The organism is Pseudomonas arcuscaelestis (genome assembly GCF_016881005.1).
Classification (GTDB): domain Bacteria; phylum Pseudomonadota; class Gammaproteobacteria; order Pseudomonadales; family Pseudomonadaceae; genus Aquipseudomonas; species Aquipseudomonas arcuscaelestis.
Genome location: NZ_JACOPV010000004.1, coordinates 387,661 through 405,038, shown reverse-complemented (window position 1 = coordinate 405,038; position 17,378 = coordinate 387,661). Strand labels below are relative to the sequence as shown.

Below are 17,378 nucleotides of genomic sequence, written 5' to 3'. Positions count from 1 at the left end.
GGGGTTTTTCTTTTGTGCAAAGCACTCTTTCATCCCCTCGCCACACCCTATCGTAGAAATGCCCGTCTACACTCGAATCAGTTCACCTGTGTGACGAGGCCGATATGCCCAGAATGCCGGCCCTTCTGTTGCTGTTCCAACTGATTTGGAGCACAACGGCCGGCGCCTTGACCCTGACAGAGGAAGAAAAAGCCTGGCTCAGCGCCCACCCGCAGCTGCGCCTAGGCGTCGACGCATCCTGGCCACCGTTTGAGTACCGCGACCAGGACGGTCGCTACCAGGGATTGGCTGCCGACTACATTGCGCTGTTTCAAGAGCGGCTGGACATAACCTTCAAGCTGGTCGAGCCGGCCACCTGGACGGCTGTGCTGGAGCAGGCCAAGCAAAACAAACTAGACCTGCTCCCTGGTGTCATGTCGACAGCGGAACGTCAGCGTTTCCTGGCATTCACCCGCCCTTACCTGGACTTCCCGATCGTCATTCTGGCCCATAAGGGTGGCCCTCAGCCTCGCAAACTCAAGGACCTCTATGGGCTGAAAGTGGCCGTTGTAGAAAATTATGCCCCCCATGAATTACTGCGCAGCCATCACCCTGACCTGAATCTGGTAGCAATGCCTAACGTCAATTCCGCGCTGCAAGCCCTGGCCATCGACGAAGTGGATGCCGTGGTTGGCGATTTGGCATCAAGTATCTGGAGCTTGCGCCAACTCAAGCTGGACGGGCTGTATGTAAGCGGCGACACCTCTTACCGATATCAACTGGCCATGGCGGTACCTCGAGAGCAGAAAATCCTCGTCGGTATCCTCGATAAAGTCATGGCAGACATGAGTGCGAGTGAAGTCAGCGATATTCAGGAGCGATGGGTGGGCAAGGTTCTCGACCATCGTACCTTCTGGACTGACTTATTGATCTACGGCCTACCCGGCATCTTATTGCTGGTCGGCCTGTTAGTGGCGGTGATCAGGGCCAATAGACGGTTGAGCTCCGAGATTTCCCGACGTATCGCCCTTGAGCAAGAGCTGCGTAGCAGCGAGTACCACTACCGCGGCCTTATTGAAAGCCTGTCGGCCATCGCCTGGGAAGCCGACGCCAATGACTTCAAGTACAGTTATGTCTCACCCCACGCGGAGAATCTGCTCGGCTACCCACTAGGCCAATGGCTACGTCCGGGCTTCTGGCGCAGCATCATTCATCCCGACGATGCACTTTGGGCTCAGGCTTACTGCGACAGTGAAACTGCCGCCGGACGTGACCACAGCCTCGAATACCGGGTCATTCGTGCCGACGGCAGTAGCCTTTGGGTGCGCGATATCGTCAGCCTGATCGAACATGGACACACGCCAGTAATGCGCGGGCTGATGATTGATATCAGCGAAACCAAGAACGCCGAAGATGCCCTGCGCCTCTCCGAGCAGAAATTTGTCTCGGTTTTCCAGCAATGCCCAGACATCCTTCTGATTGCCCGCCTCAGCGACGGCTGTCTACTGGAGGTCAACGAAGCATTTGAAGAGCAAATCGGCCTGAGTGCAGCAGAGGTCATCGGGCGCACGACCACGGAACTGAACATTTGGGGAGCCGATGGCAGTGGCCCTGGACTGCTCCTGCGCCTTCAATCAGGCAGCATCCGCAACCTGGAAACGCTGTTGCGCCGCAGCAACGGCCAGTTGTTCACCGGCCTGATATCGGCAGAAACGTTCGAGCTCGACAGCACACCTGCACTGGTGGTAGCCGTGCGTGATATCAGTCAGCTCAAGGAAACCCAGGAGCAACTGCAAACCTCCGAAGAAAAATTTGCCAAGGCTTTCCACGCATCCCCCGATGGCCTGCTGCTCTCACGCCAACGTGACGGCATGCTGCTCGAGGTAAACGACGGTTTTTGCCGCCTGACCGGTTTCGACAGTCGCATGTCGCTGGATCACACCTCACTTGACCTGGGTATTTGGGTCGACCTCAACGAACGTCGGCGCCTGTTGGAGCTGCTGAAAAAAGACGGCTTCGTACGTGATTTCAGCTGCCATATCCGACGCAGTGACGGACAGATCCGCCTGTGTGAGCTATCTGCCCGCCCCTTACCGATCGGCAGTGAAGACTGCATGCTGACCATTGCCCGGGACATCACAGAGCGCCACCTGATGCAGGAAAAACTGCAACTGGCCGCTACAGTGTTCGAGAACACCGCTGAAGGCGTGCTGATCACCGATACCGAACAACACATCAGTGCTGTGAACCGAGCGTTCAGCGAAATCACCGGGTACAGCGAATTCGAAGCCCTGGGCCAGACGCCACGCCTGCTCGCCTCGGGCCAACACGACAGCGCCTTTTACGTATCAATGTGGCACCAGCTGACCGCTGAAGGGCATTGGCAAGGCGAGATTCAGAATCGCCGAAAAAATGGAGAACTTTACCCTAGCTGGCTGACCATCAGCGCCGTGCGTAACAGCGAACGGGTTATCACCCATTTCGTCGCGGTATTTGCCGACATCTCAAGCCTCAAGCATGCCCAGGCAAAACTTGATTACCAGGCGCACCATGATCCGCTCACCGGATTGCCAAACCGCACCCTGTTCGAGAGCCGCCTGCAAGCTGCCCTCACCTGCGCCCAGACCTCTAAACGCCAGGGAGCCGTGTTGTTCCTCGACCTGGACCGCTTCAAACATATCAACGACAGTCTCGGTCATCCCGTCGGTGACCTGCTGCTCAAAGGCATCGCCCAGCGCCTGAAAGAACAGGTTCGAGACATCGACACCGTGGCTCGCCTGGGCGGTGACGAGTTCATCATTCTCCTGCCTGGCCTGCATCAGCCTAGCGATGCAAGCCACATTGCGAACAAGTTACTGGCCTGCTTCAGTGCTCCTTTCCAGGCCGGCGAACACGAGTTTTTCACCAGCGCCAGCATCGGCACCAGCCTCTACCCACAGGACGGCAGCGACGTTGCTTCTCTGATCCGCAACGCCGACGCAGCGATGTATCGATCCAAAGCCAAGGGGCGCAACCGGGTCGAATCCTACACCCGCGACCTGACCGCACAGGCCAGTGAACGCATCGCCCTGGAACACGAACTGCGCCGGGCAATCGAGCGCAACGAGTTGAGCCTGAACTTCCAACCAAAATTCAGCCTGAAGACCCAGAGCCTTGTTGGCGCCGAAGCACTGATTCGCTGGACACATCCGCTGTTTGGCGAAGTCCCTCCCGAACACTTCATCGCCCTGGCCGAAGAAAACGGCATGATCCTGCAACTGGGGGATTGGGTCCTGGAAAAAGCCTGCCAACAGATGCAGGCCTGGAAAAAGCACTACCTGCCGTTCGGTCCCTTGTCGGTCAACCTCGCCGGCGCCCAACTTCGTCAGCCAAGCCTGATAAAGCGTATCGAGCAACTGTTGAAGACCCATCAACTCAAAGCCGGCGACCTGCAACTGGAGATCACCGAAAACTTCATCATGAGCCAGGCTGAAGAAGCCCTGGCCATCCTCCATCAACTCAAACACCTGGGCGTACAGCTGGCCATTGACGACTTCGGCACAGGCTACTCCTCCCTGAGTTACCTCAAGCGCCTGCCGCTGGATATCCTCAAGATCGACCAATCGTTCATTCGCGGGCTACCGGATGATCCTCACGATGCCGCCATCGCCCGAGCGATCATCGCCCTGGGACGCAGCATGCAATTGACCATCATTGCCGAAGGCGTCGAGAACCTGGCTCAGCAACGATTCCTCACCGCCGAAGGCTGCGAACAGATCCAGGGCTACATCATCAGCCTGCCTTTAGCAGCCGACGAATTCGCCACAACGTTTCTTCGTATAGCAGTTTCGGATCTTTCGGATGGCACAGCCCGCAAACCCTCGTTATAATCCGCGACCACTGGGGCCTATAGCTCAGTTGGTTAGAGCAGAGGACTCATAATCCTTTGGTCCACGGTTCAAGTCCGTGTGGGCCCACCAATAAAATCAACGGCTTACGTCATTTCGGCGTAGGCCGTTTGTGTTTATAGACTCAAATCTCTAACGAATTGCTAAACGAATGCTGGCAGCTGCCAGTCATCGACACTTGAGTGCCACTTCTGGCCCGATGCTTTTTAATTACGCACAAAAAAGCCCAGCAACTGCCAGGCTTGGTTGAAAGATGGGCGGTACGATCACGCGCGCGATGGTGCCATAACCTCAACATTACTCAGGGTCTCATGGGGTTGGCCTCAGCAATCCTCAAGTTTGCTTGCCGGTTTACGCCTCGGTCCGGTCGATAGGCCACCATGCAAGCGACAACGGCCACTGGCGTATAGATCTCGGCGCTTGCATGGCGTACCCGCTCGGGTTTTGGCCCCGCATGTCATGCCGCGCAGCTCATCAGGGAATGGCAGGCTACAGGGTTGCCCGCGCTGCATCCGTCCTGCAAACCAGGCCAGCATAACCGCCTTATTGGCTCTGTGATACGCCTTCCACAGCTTGCGCAATGCGTCCTGTTGGCTGGTCATGGTTCCTACCTTTGTTCTGTTCCTGTTCAGCTATGCGGTGCAGGAAATTTGCGCCGTTGCGCCGATCCGCGCCGATCCCGGTTTTCAGGACTGGCGCGCAAGGCCAGCCCGATAGGGCGATGCGCCGCTGCGCTGACGGGGGGTATGGGGGGCAGCGCGGCGCACTTTTTAGCCTTCATCACTGGCGCTCTGCTTGTCGTTTTGCGTCGATCCCTCAGCCAGTACTAGCCTCACCCGGTCTTTGCGTTGTGGTGTGCGGTAATTCTCCTCACGCACTCGGCCTGAGCGGCGCAGCGCTACCAATGCACGAGCCGCCCGCTTGCTGCCTGCGCTCCCCCTGAAGGTCTGCCCATACTCGGGCAAAGGCTCCAGCGCTTTCATGGCTGAATGCGCGCCCGGGGTCAGGCTGGCCGGAACGTTAATGCCTGCTTCAATTGCAGCTCGAAGGGCGCGGACAATCTCGGTTTGGTCGAAGTGCTCAGTAGTCAGCATGGCCCCATCGCTTCCGGCTTCAGGCATCAGTACATCATCTGTGAACACTAGGCGCAGTGGGTCGGCTCGGGTAGATAGGTTGGCTTTTTCATGTTCGAGCACAATCGCGCCATCTTGCTCCGTGAGCGCTAGACGTGACCGGGCGCTGTTGTGCCAAGCTGTGGAACCGCTGTAGCTGTTGCCCTGGCTGCCATTGCGGGCGGCTGACTTGTCGATATGCGCCAGCAGCACCACAGCCGCATCATGATTGCGCGCTATGGTCGCCAAGGCACGGACAAAGGCACGGACGGCGCGGCGGCTGTTTTCGTTGGCGTCGAATGCGTCTGAAGCGTTGTCGATGATTATCAACCCAGCACCTTGCGCACACTCGGCAAGCTCACGGAATGCCCTTGTAAACTCTGGCTGTGCGTTAAAACCATCGCCCTCGGTCATCAGTGCAGAGAACGCCTGCGTGCCGTCCAGCAGACTCATATGTGGCAACACCTCGTCAGACTCCAGCTTGAACGCTTCAATAATCCGGCGCAGACGTAGGCGCACAATGCTTGGCTCGTCCTCCAGGCTCACGAACAGCACCGGCAAGCGCTCGGTATCATGCCCAGCAAACGGACGGCCAGCAGCCACATGCGCACCTATTGCCAGCGCCAGACTCGACTTGCCGATGCCACCATGCCCACCGAACAGAGTTACATGGCGACGGGGCAGCCAAGGCTTTACGGCAAAGCGCACAGGCTCCAGGCTGGCGCTCATTACGTCATCAAGCGCAATGGCAATCAGTGCCGGCTCGGGGATCGGCTCCAGAAACTCGGGAACATAAGGGCGGTTAGGCACAGTACGTGTTCGCTTGTTTTTTTGCTGAGCTTTATCGGGAGTGAGGCCGTTAGCCTTAGCCGCTGCAACAAGCATTTCAGGCGTCCAAGGTTTATCGTCGGGCAATCGGCCAGAATCAGCAGGCGGCGATCCAGCAATGGGATCATCATTCACTTGGTCGATGTGCTGACCATTGTCACTCTGCATGGCCTCCATGTCGGTATAGGCATCCACGGGAATCTGTTCCCAGTCGGGCGGCGTAAGGTCGCTCATGTTCACGCCTCCCCGGTGGATTGCTGATCAATCGGGCCAGCGAGGTAATACTGCGCGATACCGTGATGGGTACGCCCTTGGTCGTCAGTTTTGCTTATACGTACGGCGTCTATCGCATGGCCACGCTCTTTCAGCTCCTTAATACGTGCGGCGGGCATTAGGATATTCAGCACACGGCGGGCTGTGATTGTGTCTATCGGGCCAAGTTTCAGGCGTGCGAGAAGGCGGGCACGTTGGGCGCTGGTGCTGCTATGATCGGGGCGCGTTGAACTATTAGGGCTGGCCTGTTGGTCGGCCTTATTCTTGTCTGTCATCTCATGCCACCTCGCCCTGACGGGTGGCCAGCCAAGCATCAAGCTCAGACTTGCGGTAGCCCACTGCACGAGCGCTCAATTTAATCTTGCGCGGGAAGTCTGCGGTCTGGCTCAGGCGCCAAAGCGTGACAAGGGAAATGCCGCCCAAGTAATCGGCGGCTGATTGGTTGCTGCGGATGATGTCGGATTGATGTTGCATATTGTGAAGCCTCCTGTAATGAGAGACCTCAAGCTATTGGCACCGGCTTTGACGTTCAGGGGTCAACAATTCAGTTCATTTCTGATCTTTTTCCCAGCACTCCACGATTTTAGGGGCTAGCTCATTTGACGGGGAGTTATCTAGCAGCAGCGTGCAGCGGCAGAATAGCCGGGCCTTAATGATGTTCAGTTCCGCGATATCGCTAGCCATTGCTGGCCTCACAGACGCATCAGTGCGCTGAAACCCCGATCTCTTAAAGTCACGAACCATGCGCTTGATATTCGGCCCACTAAGCCCCGGAACACCATCCACGCGCAGAGGGATTAGCTCCTCTGTTAGATGCGCCGATATGCGCTCATAGCGTTCATCGGTTAGGCCGCCTTTGAACCTCTCGTCCATATGGAAGCAATACCACGCCCACATGGTGAGCGATTCGTGCTCATCCTTTGGCCGGCCCACTTCGTTGTGCCAGCCTTTCGCTCCACCTTCTAGCTGGCGCTGCAATCCATCGAGGATGAAGTTTTGCAGGTCATCAGGGACGCTCATTCCGTGCTTACGGCGCCGGATATATTGGCGCAATGCGCGCTCAGCATCTTCACGTCCGACTTTCTCGCCTCTCAGTGCTGAATAATCATCACCTGACCTGATACGAAACATCATTTGGCCAACTCCTTAACCGTCCCAGTTCCAAAATGTTTGGCCATCACACACGCCCCCGCAGTTGCACCACGTTGCCCGCAGGCACGACTCCCACAAGGTCATCCAAGTAGCGCGCCCACCTGTCCAAATCAGCGCGCTTTTCCGGTAGATAGCTCCAACGGTCATAGTGCTTTGCCTGTACCCCGCTCCGACCATGCGACAGCAGCCAAGCGCGGCGCTCCTGATTCACGCCCAACGCTGCCAAATGGGTTTCGATAGTTGCGCGCATGTTGCGCCAGGTGAAACGGCGGGCCTTGCCCTCTCCCGCCAGGCGTTCACCTAGACCCTGAAAAATATCCAGTGCAGTACCCGGCGCAATCGTCACTTTGCCTCGCAGAGAGAACGGGCCAGGGGCTTTACCTTCGCTCTCTAGGGCTAGCAACGGGGCCAAAATCTCGCCCAGACGTTCGACCATTGGCAGAAGATGCTCACGCGGCGGGGTGCCCTTTCCACCTTTCAGATCCAGCAAACGCATTACCGGGCCATGCTCGCCATCGTCGTATAGGTCCTGCCAAGTAACACGGCAAAGCATTTCCACGCGCTGCCCGGCGAGATAAAGCATGGCCTTGGCGATAGCACGGCGACGCTCAGGTAGATCCTCGACAGCGAGAACGGCAGCCCTCAATTCATCCTTGGTCAGCGCCCAAGTGTTCGCCTGGTTAGCGCCCTCGATGGTCGGTACGTCACGCGCCGGATTGAATTTCAATCCATATTGAACGGCGTCACCCGCACGCAGTGGGTTAAGGTCGTTCGCCAGCCCAAAGGAGAATGCCGCTTGCAGATAGCTGCGTAGCTTGTCCGCTTGGCGCTTCTTGCCATTGGTGGCGTTAGCTGTGGTGAGCCGCACCCCGCGCCCTTTGCTGGCGGCTGGCCGGTTTAGGCAATGGCGCAGAAGCTCAGCAATATCACCGGGCTCGACCTCCTTAGCTTTACGCGCGGACAGCTCAGGAAATGGGGTTAGCACGTTCAGTTTTAGAGCGCCGCGCACTTCCTTGGCACTGGTCTTGCCACGTCTTTCCATATCCTCGACATAGGCGTCGAGCAACTGCGCAAAAGTGCCTTGCCTGGCCTCCAGATTCGCGGCTCGCTGCGCGGTGCGCTGGCGTTCACTTTGGGCGTTCTGGTAATCCTCAATGGTAGAGAACCCGCGCACCTCCAGCGACCTAGCAGCGGCATAAGTCCGCCAATCAGTCAGGGGCCTATCGGTATAGCTGCCCAGCTTGAGCCTCTCTTGCTTACCGTCACGGCGCAGACTCAGATAGACCAGTATTCCACTAATCCTGCGTTCAAAGATCAGCGAGCCTGAGCCCTTCACGTCCAGCGCCTCGGACAAAGTGCCTTTTTTCAAGGCATTGATTCTGCTGTGAGCTAGTTTCTGCGCCACTTTCAGCCCCTAAAACCGCTTAACGAATTGCTCAACGAATGCCAGCAATATAGGGGATTTTTGGGAAATGTCACGAAACGAATGATCTGGCCAAAAGCCTTGTATTTACTGGATTTATTACTCCATAACGTTACACAAAATTAAGCAATCTTATGCCTCATAATCCTTTGGTCCACGGTTCGAGTCCGTGTGGGCCCACCAAACAGAAAGCCGCGCATTGCGCGGCTTTTTTATGCCCGTAAGGAAAACGCCGCCACTACCAGTGTTAGCCACCTCTCGACTTACACCGGATGATCGTCTTACAAGCACGTGACAAACGGGGCGAACGCATTGCTAACTCGTTGATTCAAGACATCTTTCAATAAAGCAATTGGCCATCAGCGCCACGGATGGCTGATATCCCGGTAGAATGCCCTGCGCGTCCCTGCGAGCTGCCAACGCAGCAGGGACCATAGGTTCAAAGCACAGCAGTTTTGGTGGCGGGGGACTCCATGGAGGTCGCCAAAACGACGATTGAAAGACACGTGCGGTACACGTGCATTCCATTAGCTAAGATCAAGATGAGGGCTCGTACGCTTGAGCGCGCCTTCTGCAGATGTGAGCTGCGAAGTACTCATGCGGTACAGTACAACTTAGGGGTTTTTGTTTATGTCTGCTCAGCGTCACGATGCTACTGATTCGCCGTTGGTGACAGTGATCATCGCGTCCTACAATCATGCGCGTTATATCGAAACGTGCATCAACAGCGTCATTAACCAGACTTATAAGAATATAGAGTTACTGGTCATCGACGATGGTTCCAAGGATGACAGCCAGGCAATTTTGCAGCGACTGCAAGCGCAGCACGGTTTCGATTTGAAGTTGCAAGCCAACCAAGGCCTGGCTCGCACCCTGAATGATGCAATTGAGCGCGCACGCGGTGAGCTGATTGTGCCGTTCGGCTCCGACGACATTATGTTCCCCCATCGCATCGCCACCCAGGTCGAGTACATGCGTGACAAGCCTGAGGTGGGGATCTGCTCGGCCAACATCGAAACCATCGACCAGGATGGTAAGGTGATGGGTCCTCGCGAGCAGCGTAAGCGCAATCTGCCCTTTCGCCGCCTGGATTTCGATGATCTGTTTCTCGACCGCAAGCCTGGGCCAATGGCAGCAACGTTGATGCTGCGCCGTGAGGCCTTGGATAAAGTGGGCGGTTTCAATGCCAATATCCGCCTGGAAGACGTCTATATCGAGCTGGCAATCACCCGCGCCGGTTACTTTATTGACGTGCTCGGCGAGGTGCTGGCTCAGTACCGCGACCACCCCAGCAATACCTTCAAGAACGGCCGCTTCATGGTGGATAACGTACTAAGGACGTATGAGGTGTTCCGCGATCATCCACGCTACGAGTGGGTGTGCATGAATTTCCGTAACTCCATGCTGCTCAAGTACGCCAACCGCGATAAGGCCCTTGCCCGGGAGATCCTGGCGGAAATCCCGGTCAAGTTCTGGAACAAGAAAACCTTGCGCGGTATGTGGCGACTGATCAGCTCTGCGAAGATGCGCGGTCACGCTTCCAGTAAATAAGCGATTGCCCGTAAACCATCGCCAACGGTAGCCAGATCAAGAACCAGTGTTCTTTTGGGCGTGACATGAAGGCGCTGCCTTCAGTCAGGCCCGAGGCGAAACCGAACACCAGCCAGGTGGCCGCCAGGGTAACGGCTGGATGCTTGCGATAGATCCAGCTGAAATACATCGCCAGGCCATAAAGCGTCATCCACAGCACCAATCCTACGATACCGCCCGCGTACAACACACCCAGCTCAATGTTGTGGGGGTCGGAAAGCTTGCGTATTCCGGGAATGGCCACCGTCATGGGGCTGTCGTATCCATGGCCCAGCCATGGGTGCTCGCCAATCTGGCGCAACGCGTCCATCCAGATAGCCGGACGGTAAGAGATACCGCGCTGAGTGACCGCTTCAGGGTGAAGAATCGCGACGCCCAACAAAGCCAGCGCCGCCAACCCCAGCGCAATCATCCCGCGACGTCGATCGCCGACGATCAGCAACCAGATCAGCGCCCCCGCAAGACCAACCAAGGGTGTCCGTGAACCAGTGGCAAGGATGGCAGCGCCTAGCAGCGCCAGGCAAATAATCGGCAAAGGACTCAGTGGGCTCCGCGCCTGAAACCACGAAGCCAGCCAGAATGCAGCGAATGCCCCAAAGACGTGACCAGTGAGAAGCGGGTTGTAGAGCGCGCCGTACCCAGTCAGTCGGTAACGAAAGATGGAAGGGGTGTTGAAGGCGAAATACAGAAGCGAAAGCCCCGCAGCTACAGCAGCGATGATAGCTGCCAGGCGCGTGAGCTGCCCAAGGCGCTCAGGGGTACGCAGGGCAATGATGCCTGCGGCAAACATCAGCATGGCAATGTACAGCGGGCGCTTGAGCAAGCTGCCGACCGAGTTCTCGGTATCGGACCAGGCAAGACTCAGCATGGTGTAGGCGCTGAAGGTCAGGAAAGCAATAAATAAAGGGTTACTCGTCAGGGGCTTGAGCAAGCGCGGACGCAGGATCAAGGCCAGCAGAGTTGGAAAGGCGAGAAAGATATAAAAGGATTTATGGTAGTGCGGGCGCTCCCAGGCCCAGAACATTCCTGTCAGCGTGACCAGCCAGCCAAGCGGCAGCAAGTAGCCAATGATTAGATTCCCCAGACGCTGGGGGGTGGATTGGGTCAATACATCCGTTGACATGAAGCGTGCTCGTCAAGTTGAGAGGCTAGATTGTATGTGTTGAGCGAGCTTGTAGCGAGGCTGAACCCGCACTAGCACACTCCAGCACAGGTATTCACCGCGTGAGGAAGCTTGCCGGGCAGCGTGGGGTATGGATAGGCTAACGGGTTTACCTCGTCCGCCACGCTACGCGCCAACCCAGAGAATATCCATGTCCGACAGTCGCCCCATCGCCCTCGATGAAATCGACCGCCAACTGATTTCGCTCTTGCAGATCAATGCCCGCGAAAGCGTTGCCATGCTTGCCCGGCAGTTGGGCATCGCCCGCACGACTGTCACCTCGCGCCTGGCGCGACTGGAAAAAACCAAGGTCATCAGCGGCTATGGCGTGCGCCTTGGACAGCGTTTGATTGACGGTGGGTTGCAAGCCTATGTCGGGATCAAGGTGCAACCACGCTCGGGCAAGGAGGTGGTACGCCGCCTTGGTGCCATGGGCCAAGTGCAGCAGCTCTGTGCAGTGAGCGGTGAGTTTGATTATGTGGCCTGGCTGCGCAGCGATTCGCCGGAGCAGTTGGATCAGTTGCTGGATCAAATCGGCAGTGTCGAGGGTGTGGAGAAGACCACCACTTCGATCATTCTCAGTAGCAAGGTGGACCGTGGCTGGAACTGATCGCGAGGCAAGTCCCCTACTAGCGCAGTTGTCGATATGACGGAAGCGACATGCAAATAGGCGACTTGAAGTGCAAATAGACGACACTCTGCTTCTTAATTACGTAACTCACACGCTCTAAACTGACCGCCAGCGTTTTCTATACTCAAGCTTCGCGTGCAGCGCAGCCCTGGCAAGGTCATCCCATGAATAAGAATAATCGTCATCCCGCCGACGGAAAAAAACCTGTCACCATTTTTGGCCCGGATTTCCCGTTCGCTTTTGATAACTGGATTGAACACCCGGCCGGCCTGGGCAGTATTCCGGCCGAACGCCACGGTGAAGAGGTGGCGATTGTCGGTGCCGGTATTGCCGGCCTGGTAGCGGCGTACGAGCTGATGAAGCTCGGCCTTAAGCCGGTGGTGTATGAAGCGTCGAAGATGGGTGGCCGACTGCGTTCGCAAACCTTCGAAGGCACCGATGGAATCATCGCCGAATTGGGCGGCATGCGTTTCCCCGTTTCCTCCACTGCGTTCTACCACTATGTAGACAAGCTGGGCCTACAGACCAAGCCTTTTCCTAACCCGCTGACACCCGCTTCGGGCAGCACGGTTATCGACCTGGAAGGCCAGACCCACTACGCCGAAAAACTTTCGGACCTGCCGCAACTGTTCCAGGAAGTTGCCGATGCCTGGGCCGATGCGCTCGAGGAAGGTTCCCGTTTCGCAGAGATTCAACAAGCTATTCGCGACCGAGATGTGCCGCGTCTCAAGGAACTCTGGAACACCTTGGTGCCGCTGTGGGATGACCGCACCTTCTACGACTTCGTCGCCACCTCCAAAGCCTTTGCCAAACTCAGCTTTCTGCACCGGGAAGTGTTCGGTCAGGTCGGATTCGGCACCGGCGGCTGGGACTCGGACTTCCCTAACTCGATGCTGGAAATCTTTCGCGTGGTGATGACCAACTGCGACGACCACCAGCATTTGGTCGTAGGTGGCGTCGAGCAGGTTCCGCTGGGCATCTGGCGCCATGTGCCCCAACGTTGCGCCCACTGGCCGGAGGGCACCAGTCTCAGTTCACTGCACCGGGGTGCGCCGCGTCCTGGGGTCAAAAGCATTGCTCGCCATGCCGATGGGCGACTGGCGGTTACCGACAATTGGGGCGACACTCGCCACTATGGCGCCGTGCTGACAACCTGCCAGAGTTGGTTGCTGACCACCCAGATCGAATGCGAGGAATCGCTGTTCTCGCAAAAAATGTGGATGGCCCTGGACCGTACCCGCTATATGCAGTCGTCGAAGACCTTTGTCATGGTCGACCGGCCATTCTGGAAAGATAAAGACCCAGAAACCGGCCGTGATCTGATGAGCATGACCCTCACCGACCGCCTGACCCGTGGTACTTACCTGTTCGACAACGGTGACGATAAGCCGGGGGTGATCTGCCTGTCCTATTCCTGGATGAGCGACGCCCTGAAGATGCTTCCGCACCCGGTGGAAAAGCGTGTAAAGCTAGCCTTGGATGCACTGAAGAAAATCTATCCAAAAGTAGACATCGCCGGGCACATCATCGGGGATCCGATCACCGTGTCCTGGGAAGCCGATCCGCATTTCCTCGGTGCCTTCAAAGGCGCCCTGCCCGGCCACTACCGCTACAACCAACGCATGTACGCGCACTTCATGCAGCAGGAGTTGCCTAGCGAGCAACGCGGTATCTTCATCGCCGGTGATGACGTGTCCTGGACTCCAGCCTGGGTCGAAGGTGCCGTGCAAACGTCGCTCAATGCGGTGTGGGGTATCATGACTCACTTCGGGGGGCACACCCATCCGGATAACCCAGGCCCAGGGGATGTGTTCCACGAAATCGGCCCCATCGCCCTGGCCGACTGACGGGAGTAAGGCCATGCGCATCGCGCTGTATCAAGGTGCACCGCAACCATTGGATGTACCCGGCAACCTCGAGCGCCTGCACCAGCAGGCGCAGCTGGCAGCCGCCCGCGGTGCCGAGTTGCTGGTATGTCCGGAAATGTTCCTGACCGGCTACAACATTGGCAGCGAAGCAGTGGCACGTTTGGCCGAGGCCGATGACGGGCCGTCGGCCATGGCCGTGGTGGAGATAGCCCAGAGCAATCGCATCGCCATTGCCTATGGCTATCCGGAACTGTCCGACGACGGTCGGGTGTACAACGCGGTGCAACTGATCGACGCTCACGGCAGCAGCTTGTGCAACTACCGCAAGACCCACCTATTTGGCGGTCTGGACCGGGCCATGTTCAGTCCAGGTCCAGACCACTTTCCAGTCGTGGAACTGAACGGATGGCGCCTGGGGTTGCTGATCTGCTATGACATCGAGTTTCCAGAGAGCGCTCGGCGCCTGGCATTGGCCGGCGCTGAATTGATTCTGGTGCCCACTGCGAACATGGTGCCCTACGATTTCGTTGCCCAAGTCACCGTGCGCGCCCGTGCCTACGAAAACCAGTGCTACCTGGCATACGCCAACTACTGTGCAGCAGAAGACGAGATCCACTATTGCGGGCAAAGCAGTATCGTCGGCCCCGACGGCAGCATTCTGGCCATGGCCAGTCGCGACCCGTGCCTGCTGATGGCAGACCTGGAGCTGCAACGGGTACATGAAGGCCGCGCCAACACTCCTTACCTGCACGACTTGCGACCCGAGCTGTATGGCGATCCGCGCAATCGCGGATAATCCGTTAGCATGACGGTTCGCGCTTCAACGGAACCGTCATGCCCAGCACTGTGCAACACCTCACTCTCGACAATGGCCTGCAAGTCACGCTACGCCATGCCCCGCAGCTCAAGCGCTGTGCGGCCGCGATACGGGTGATGGCAGGCAGTCATGACGCCCCACCTACTCATCCGGGCCTGGCCCACTTTCTTGAGCACCTGCTGTTTCTGGGCAATGACCGCTTCCCCCTCGACGATGGCCTGATGCGCTATGTGCAACGCCACGGTGGGCAAGTCAATGCAAGCACCCGCGAGCGCACCACTGACTACTTTTTCGAAGTCCCGCAGGCAGCATTTGCCGGTGGGCTCGAGCGCTTATGCGAAATGCTCGCCCGTCCGCTATTTGATTTACAGCGCCAGTCGCGCGAGCGCGAAGTGATTCATGCCGAATTCATCGCCTGGTCACGCAATCCTCAAGCTCAGGCGCAGTTTGCATTGCTGCAGAGGGTTTCCAGGGGGCACCCGCTGAGTGCTTTCCATGCAGGCAATCGCTATAGCCTGCCGATCCACTGCCACGCCTTTCAGACGGCCTTGCGAACGTATCACCAACGTTTCTACCAGGCCGGACAAATGGTCTTGAGCCTGAGCGGACCACAAAGCCTTGAACAGCTACAAACCATGGCATGCGCTGCTGCCAACAATTTCGCCACAGGCGAACGAGTAGAACAGGCCGCAGCGGCGCGACTTGCCGACAACACGCTCACACCACAGCGCAGTGAGCAGCAACTGGACCTTTTGCACGCCATCGAAAACCAGCCTACGGGGATGGAACACGCCATCGAATTTCTCGCCACCTGGCTCACCGATGCGCGCCCCGGCGGGCTGCTGTCAGCGCTACGTCGGCGAGGCTGGGGGCAAGCACTGGAGTTCTCGTCCCTATACAGCTTTGCAGGGCAGGCGCTGCTGCACACCCGGCTGAAGCTTAACGGAGGGGCCACAGATACGCAGGTACGAACGCTGCTTGCGGATTGGTTGAGGTTTTTCCGCGACGTGGACCGAACTTCGATAAACCAGGAGTACGCAAAGTTACAGCGCCGTCGTGCACAAACCGCCACAGCCTTGGAGTTAGCCTGTCGTGACAGCGCCTCTCGCCCCTATCAGGCCCTGGACACCCAAGCCGAGCAAGCCTTGAACAGTTTGCTCGAGGCGCTTGTGCAGCACACCTTGCCGTCGGCCACCGAACAGTGGCATTTGCCCGCTGCAGAGCCGTTGCTCGCGGTACATCGACCTGCTGATCAGTACAGCCACGTAACGCCTACAGGCTTATCCATCAGTTCGCTGCTGCCGCCGATGCGCCAGCAAGGCTTTGTCTACGTGCGCTGGCAAGTTAGCGCGGGAATCGATGAACGACTCTGGCAGGTGCTCGACCGCGCATTGCAGCCACTGCGCGAGCGCGCAGAAAGAGCCGGGGTGACATTACAGTTCGATTCCTGTGCCAGGTTCTGGCAGTTACGCTGCACGGGCAGCCCTGACGCTGTCGTTGCGACAATGGCAGAGACCCTGCACGCACTGCAGCATCCAGATGCCTCCAGCTGGATTGCGAGGTCTGCCGATGAAGTCGATAAGATGCCAATCCGTGCCTTGCTCCGGCAACTTCCCGAGCAACTCATCGGTGGCCCCGACGCCACCCTGCACGCAGGCGAAGTTTGTCAAAGCGATCTCCAGCGGCTCTGGGCCCACGCTCGTTGGCAGGCAATGGCAACAGGGCTGGACGAGCTTGCACAGCAAGCCCTCAACAGTGTGCTGCAAGATATACCCGGGAAGCCGGGACTGCTTTGCCCCGCGCCTGCGAAAACTGCGCGCGCTTGGCAAATGCTGCCCCCTGCGGCCAATGAACAGGCTGTGCTGCTGTTCTGCCCGTTATCCAGCGAAGACGAAGCCTGCGCACGCTTGCTGGCACAGCACATTCAGGGGCCGTTCTATCAACGCTTTCGCGTCGAATTGCAGCTGGGCTACGCCGTTTTCAGCGCCTTCCGTCAGATCCAGGGCATCAACGGGCTGGTGTTCGGCGTGCAGTCACCGAATACAAGCCATGAGCAAATCCTCACGCATATCCATGGGTTTCTCACCGCGCTGCCTTCTACCCTGCACTGCGACGCCGGGATCCGCCAAGCACTGGCCGAACAAATGAGCGAGCCGACAATGAGCAACGCCGAGGTCGCCGAGTGGGCCTGGCAGGCGCTCTTGGCTGGGCGAGGCAAGGCGTCCTTGCACGCACTTCAACAACAGATTCACGCCGTTGATGAGGTAACGCTGCGCCAGTGTGCAGATGACCTGCTGCACGCCAAGCGGGGCTGGCTGTGCCTGGCCAATGGTCCAGCACCTCTTCACGGCAATTGGTCGAAGCACTGATTCTTACTGAATATGTAACGACGTTTATCGAGGATTTAACCATTCAGTACGTAGAATTTTAGTAAGATAGCGCAATCCCAGCTATTTGAACCCCTCATGACCCGAGAGGACTAAATAGGTAGCTGTCAAACCCCAGACCCATCCGGAAGGAGTCAATCCATGTGGACCAAACCTGCTTACACTGATCTGCGTATCGGCTTTGAAGTGACCATGTATTTCGCAAGCCGCTGAGTCAGCCTGCGGTACAACGCCTCGGTCAGCCGGGGCGTTTTTATTTCAAAACCCGG

General features: G+C 57.6%; 14 protein-coding genes and 1 tRNA gene. 8 read left to right on the top strand and 7 right to left on the bottom strand.

Going from position 1 to position 17,378, the window contains the following annotated elements; translation table 11 throughout:
* The first annotated feature begins 104 nt into the window (after positions 1–104).
* Together H8F21_RS08185 and H8F21_RS08180 are read left to right on the top strand one after the other, a co-directional pair.
* Entirely contained in the window at positions 105–3,848 is a 3,744-nt protein-coding gene (locus tag H8F21_RS08185) for a bifunctional diguanylate cyclase/phosphodiesterase (protein WP_203584202.1), read from the top strand.
* A gap of 13 nt (positions 3,849–3,861) precedes the next feature.
* Positions 3,862–3,938 (top strand) — tRNA-Ile (locus H8F21_RS08180).
* 251 nt (positions 3,939–4,189) lie between these two features.
* Here H8F21_RS08180 and H8F21_RS29960 read toward each other — a convergent pair.
* The 6 genes from H8F21_RS29960 to H8F21_RS08155 form a co-directional block, all read right to left on the bottom strand.
* The gene (locus H8F21_RS29960) at positions 4,190–4,327 is read right to left on the bottom strand and encodes an HGGxSTG domain-containing protein (protein ID WP_413243031.1); all 138 of its coding nucleotides are present in this window, start codon (positions 4,325–4,327) and stop codon (positions 4,190–4,192) included.
* A gap of 309 nt (positions 4,328–4,636) precedes the next feature.
* Positions 4,637–6,040 carry an AAA family ATPase gene (locus H8F21_RS08175; RefSeq protein ID WP_203584201.1) on the bottom strand — a complete coding sequence of 468 codons (1,404 nt, stop codon included), beginning with the start codon at positions 6,038–6,040 and terminating at the stop codon, positions 4,637–4,639.
* A 2-nt stretch (positions 6,041–6,042) separates the two neighbouring features.
* Complete coding sequence (locus H8F21_RS08170) at positions 6,043–6,354, bottom strand: helix-turn-helix domain-containing protein (protein WP_203584200.1); 312 nt, start codon at positions 6,352–6,354, stop codon at positions 6,043–6,045.
* Between the two features lies 1 nt (position 6,355).
* Positions 6,356–6,553: a helix-turn-helix transcriptional regulator gene (locus H8F21_RS08165; RefSeq protein ID WP_203584199.1), complete on the bottom strand. Its 198-nt coding sequence runs from the start codon at positions 6,551–6,553 to the stop codon at positions 6,356–6,358.
* Positions 6,554–6,628: 75 nt separating this feature from the next.
* Entirely contained in the window at positions 6,629–7,213 is a 585-nt protein-coding gene (locus tag H8F21_RS08160; RefSeq protein ID WP_203584198.1) for a hypothetical protein, read from the bottom strand.
* Positions 7,214–7,256: 43 nt separating this feature from the next.
* Positions 7,257–8,636 (bottom strand): tyrosine-type recombinase/integrase, encoded by a 1,380-nt coding sequence (locus H8F21_RS08155; protein ID WP_203584197.1) that lies wholly within the window; start codon positions 8,634–8,636, stop codon positions 7,257–7,259.
* Positions 8,637–9,284: 648 nt separating this feature from the next.
* On the opposite strand from H8F21_RS08155, the gene H8F21_RS08150 reads away from it, so the two are divergent.
* On the top strand, positions 9,285–10,205 hold the full coding sequence (locus H8F21_RS08150; protein WP_203479866.1) for a glycosyltransferase family 2 protein: 921 nt from the start codon (positions 9,285–9,287) through the stop codon (positions 10,203–10,205).
* On the opposite strand, the gene H8F21_RS08145 is transcribed toward H8F21_RS08150, so the two are convergent.
* Positions 10,165–11,367 carry an O-antigen ligase family protein gene (locus H8F21_RS08145; RefSeq protein WP_203479867.1) on the bottom strand — a complete coding sequence of 401 codons (1,203 nt, stop codon included), beginning with the start codon at positions 11,365–11,367 and terminating at the stop codon, positions 10,165–10,167. The two genes, H8F21_RS08150 and H8F21_RS08145, sit on opposite strands and share 41 nt — an antisense overlap.
* A 190-nt stretch (positions 11,368–11,557) precedes the next feature.
* On the opposite strand from H8F21_RS08145, the gene H8F21_RS08140 reads away from it, so the two are divergent.
* The 5 genes from H8F21_RS08140 (at position 11,558) to pqqA (ending at position 17,322) form a co-directional block, all read left to right on the top strand.
* Positions 11,558–12,016, top strand: coding sequence for an Lrp/AsnC family transcriptional regulator (locus H8F21_RS08140; protein WP_136474192.1), 459 nt, complete (start codon positions 11,558–11,560; stop codon positions 12,014–12,016).
* 185 nt (positions 12,017–12,201) lie between these two features.
* Positions 12,202–13,884 (top strand): flavin monoamine oxidase family protein, encoded by a 1,683-nt coding sequence (locus H8F21_RS08135; protein ID WP_203479868.1) that lies wholly within the window; start codon positions 12,202–12,204, stop codon positions 13,882–13,884.
* A gap of 13 nt (positions 13,885–13,897) precedes the next feature.
* Positions 13,898–14,701: a carbon-nitrogen hydrolase family protein gene (locus H8F21_RS08130; protein ID WP_203479869.1), complete on the top strand. Its 804-nt coding sequence runs from the start codon at positions 13,898–13,900 to the stop codon at positions 14,699–14,701.
* A gap of 38 nt (positions 14,702–14,739) precedes the next feature.
* Positions 14,740–17,091, top strand: coding sequence for a pyrroloquinoline quinone biosynthesis protein PqqF (gene pqqF, locus H8F21_RS08125; RefSeq protein WP_203584196.1), 2,352 nt, complete (start codon positions 14,740–14,742; stop codon positions 17,089–17,091).
* Between the two features lie 159 nt (positions 17,092–17,250).
* Complete coding sequence (gene pqqA, locus H8F21_RS08120) at positions 17,251–17,322, top strand: pyrroloquinoline quinone precursor peptide PqqA (RefSeq protein WP_008365141.1); 72 nt, start codon at positions 17,251–17,253, stop codon at positions 17,320–17,322.
* Positions 17,323–17,378: the final 56 nt, after the last annotated feature.

Excerpts from the sequence above, each read along its gene's own strand:
- H8F21_RS08165 (WP_203584199.1), bottom strand. The coding sequence starts at position 6,553 with ATGCAACATCAATCCGACATCATCCGCAGCAACCAATCAGCCGCCGAT.
- H8F21_RS08185 (WP_203584202.1), top strand. The coding sequence starts at position 105 with ATGCCCAGAATGCCGGCCCTTCTGTTGCTGTTCCAACTGATTTGGAGC.
- pqqF (WP_203584196.1), top strand. The coding sequence starts at position 14,740 with ATGCCCAGCACTGTGCAACACCTCACTCTCGACAATGGCCTGCAAGTC.
- H8F21_RS08140 (WP_136474192.1), top strand. The coding sequence starts at position 11,558 with ATGTCCGACAGTCGCCCCATCGCCCTCGATGAAATCGACCGCCAACTG.
- H8F21_RS08175 (WP_203584201.1), bottom strand. The coding sequence starts at position 6,040 with ATGAGCGACCTTACGCCGCCCGACTGGGAACAGATTCCCGTGGATGCC.
- H8F21_RS08145 (WP_203479867.1), bottom strand. The coding sequence starts at position 11,367 with ATGTCAACGGATGTATTGACCCAATCCACCCCCCAGCGTCTGGGGAAT.
- H8F21_RS08160 (WP_203584198.1), bottom strand. The coding sequence starts at position 7,213 with ATGATGTTTCGTATCAGGTCAGGTGATGATTATTCAGCACTGAGAGGC.
- H8F21_RS08170 (WP_203584200.1), bottom strand. The coding sequence starts at position 6,354 with ATGACAGACAAGAATAAGGCCGACCAACAGGCCAGCCCTAATAGTTCA.
- H8F21_RS08150 (WP_203479866.1), top strand. The coding sequence starts at position 9,285 with ATGTCTGCTCAGCGTCACGATGCTACTGATTCGCCGTTGGTGACAGTG.
- H8F21_RS29960 (WP_413243031.1), bottom strand. The coding sequence starts at position 4,327 with ATGACATGCGGGGCCAAAACCCGAGCGGGTACGCCATGCAAGCGCCGA.
- H8F21_RS08130 (WP_203479869.1), top strand. The coding sequence starts at position 13,898 with ATGCGCATCGCGCTGTATCAAGGTGCACCGCAACCATTGGATGTACCC.
- H8F21_RS08135 (WP_203479868.1), top strand. The coding sequence starts at position 12,202 with ATGAATAAGAATAATCGTCATCCCGCCGACGGAAAAAAACCTGTCACC.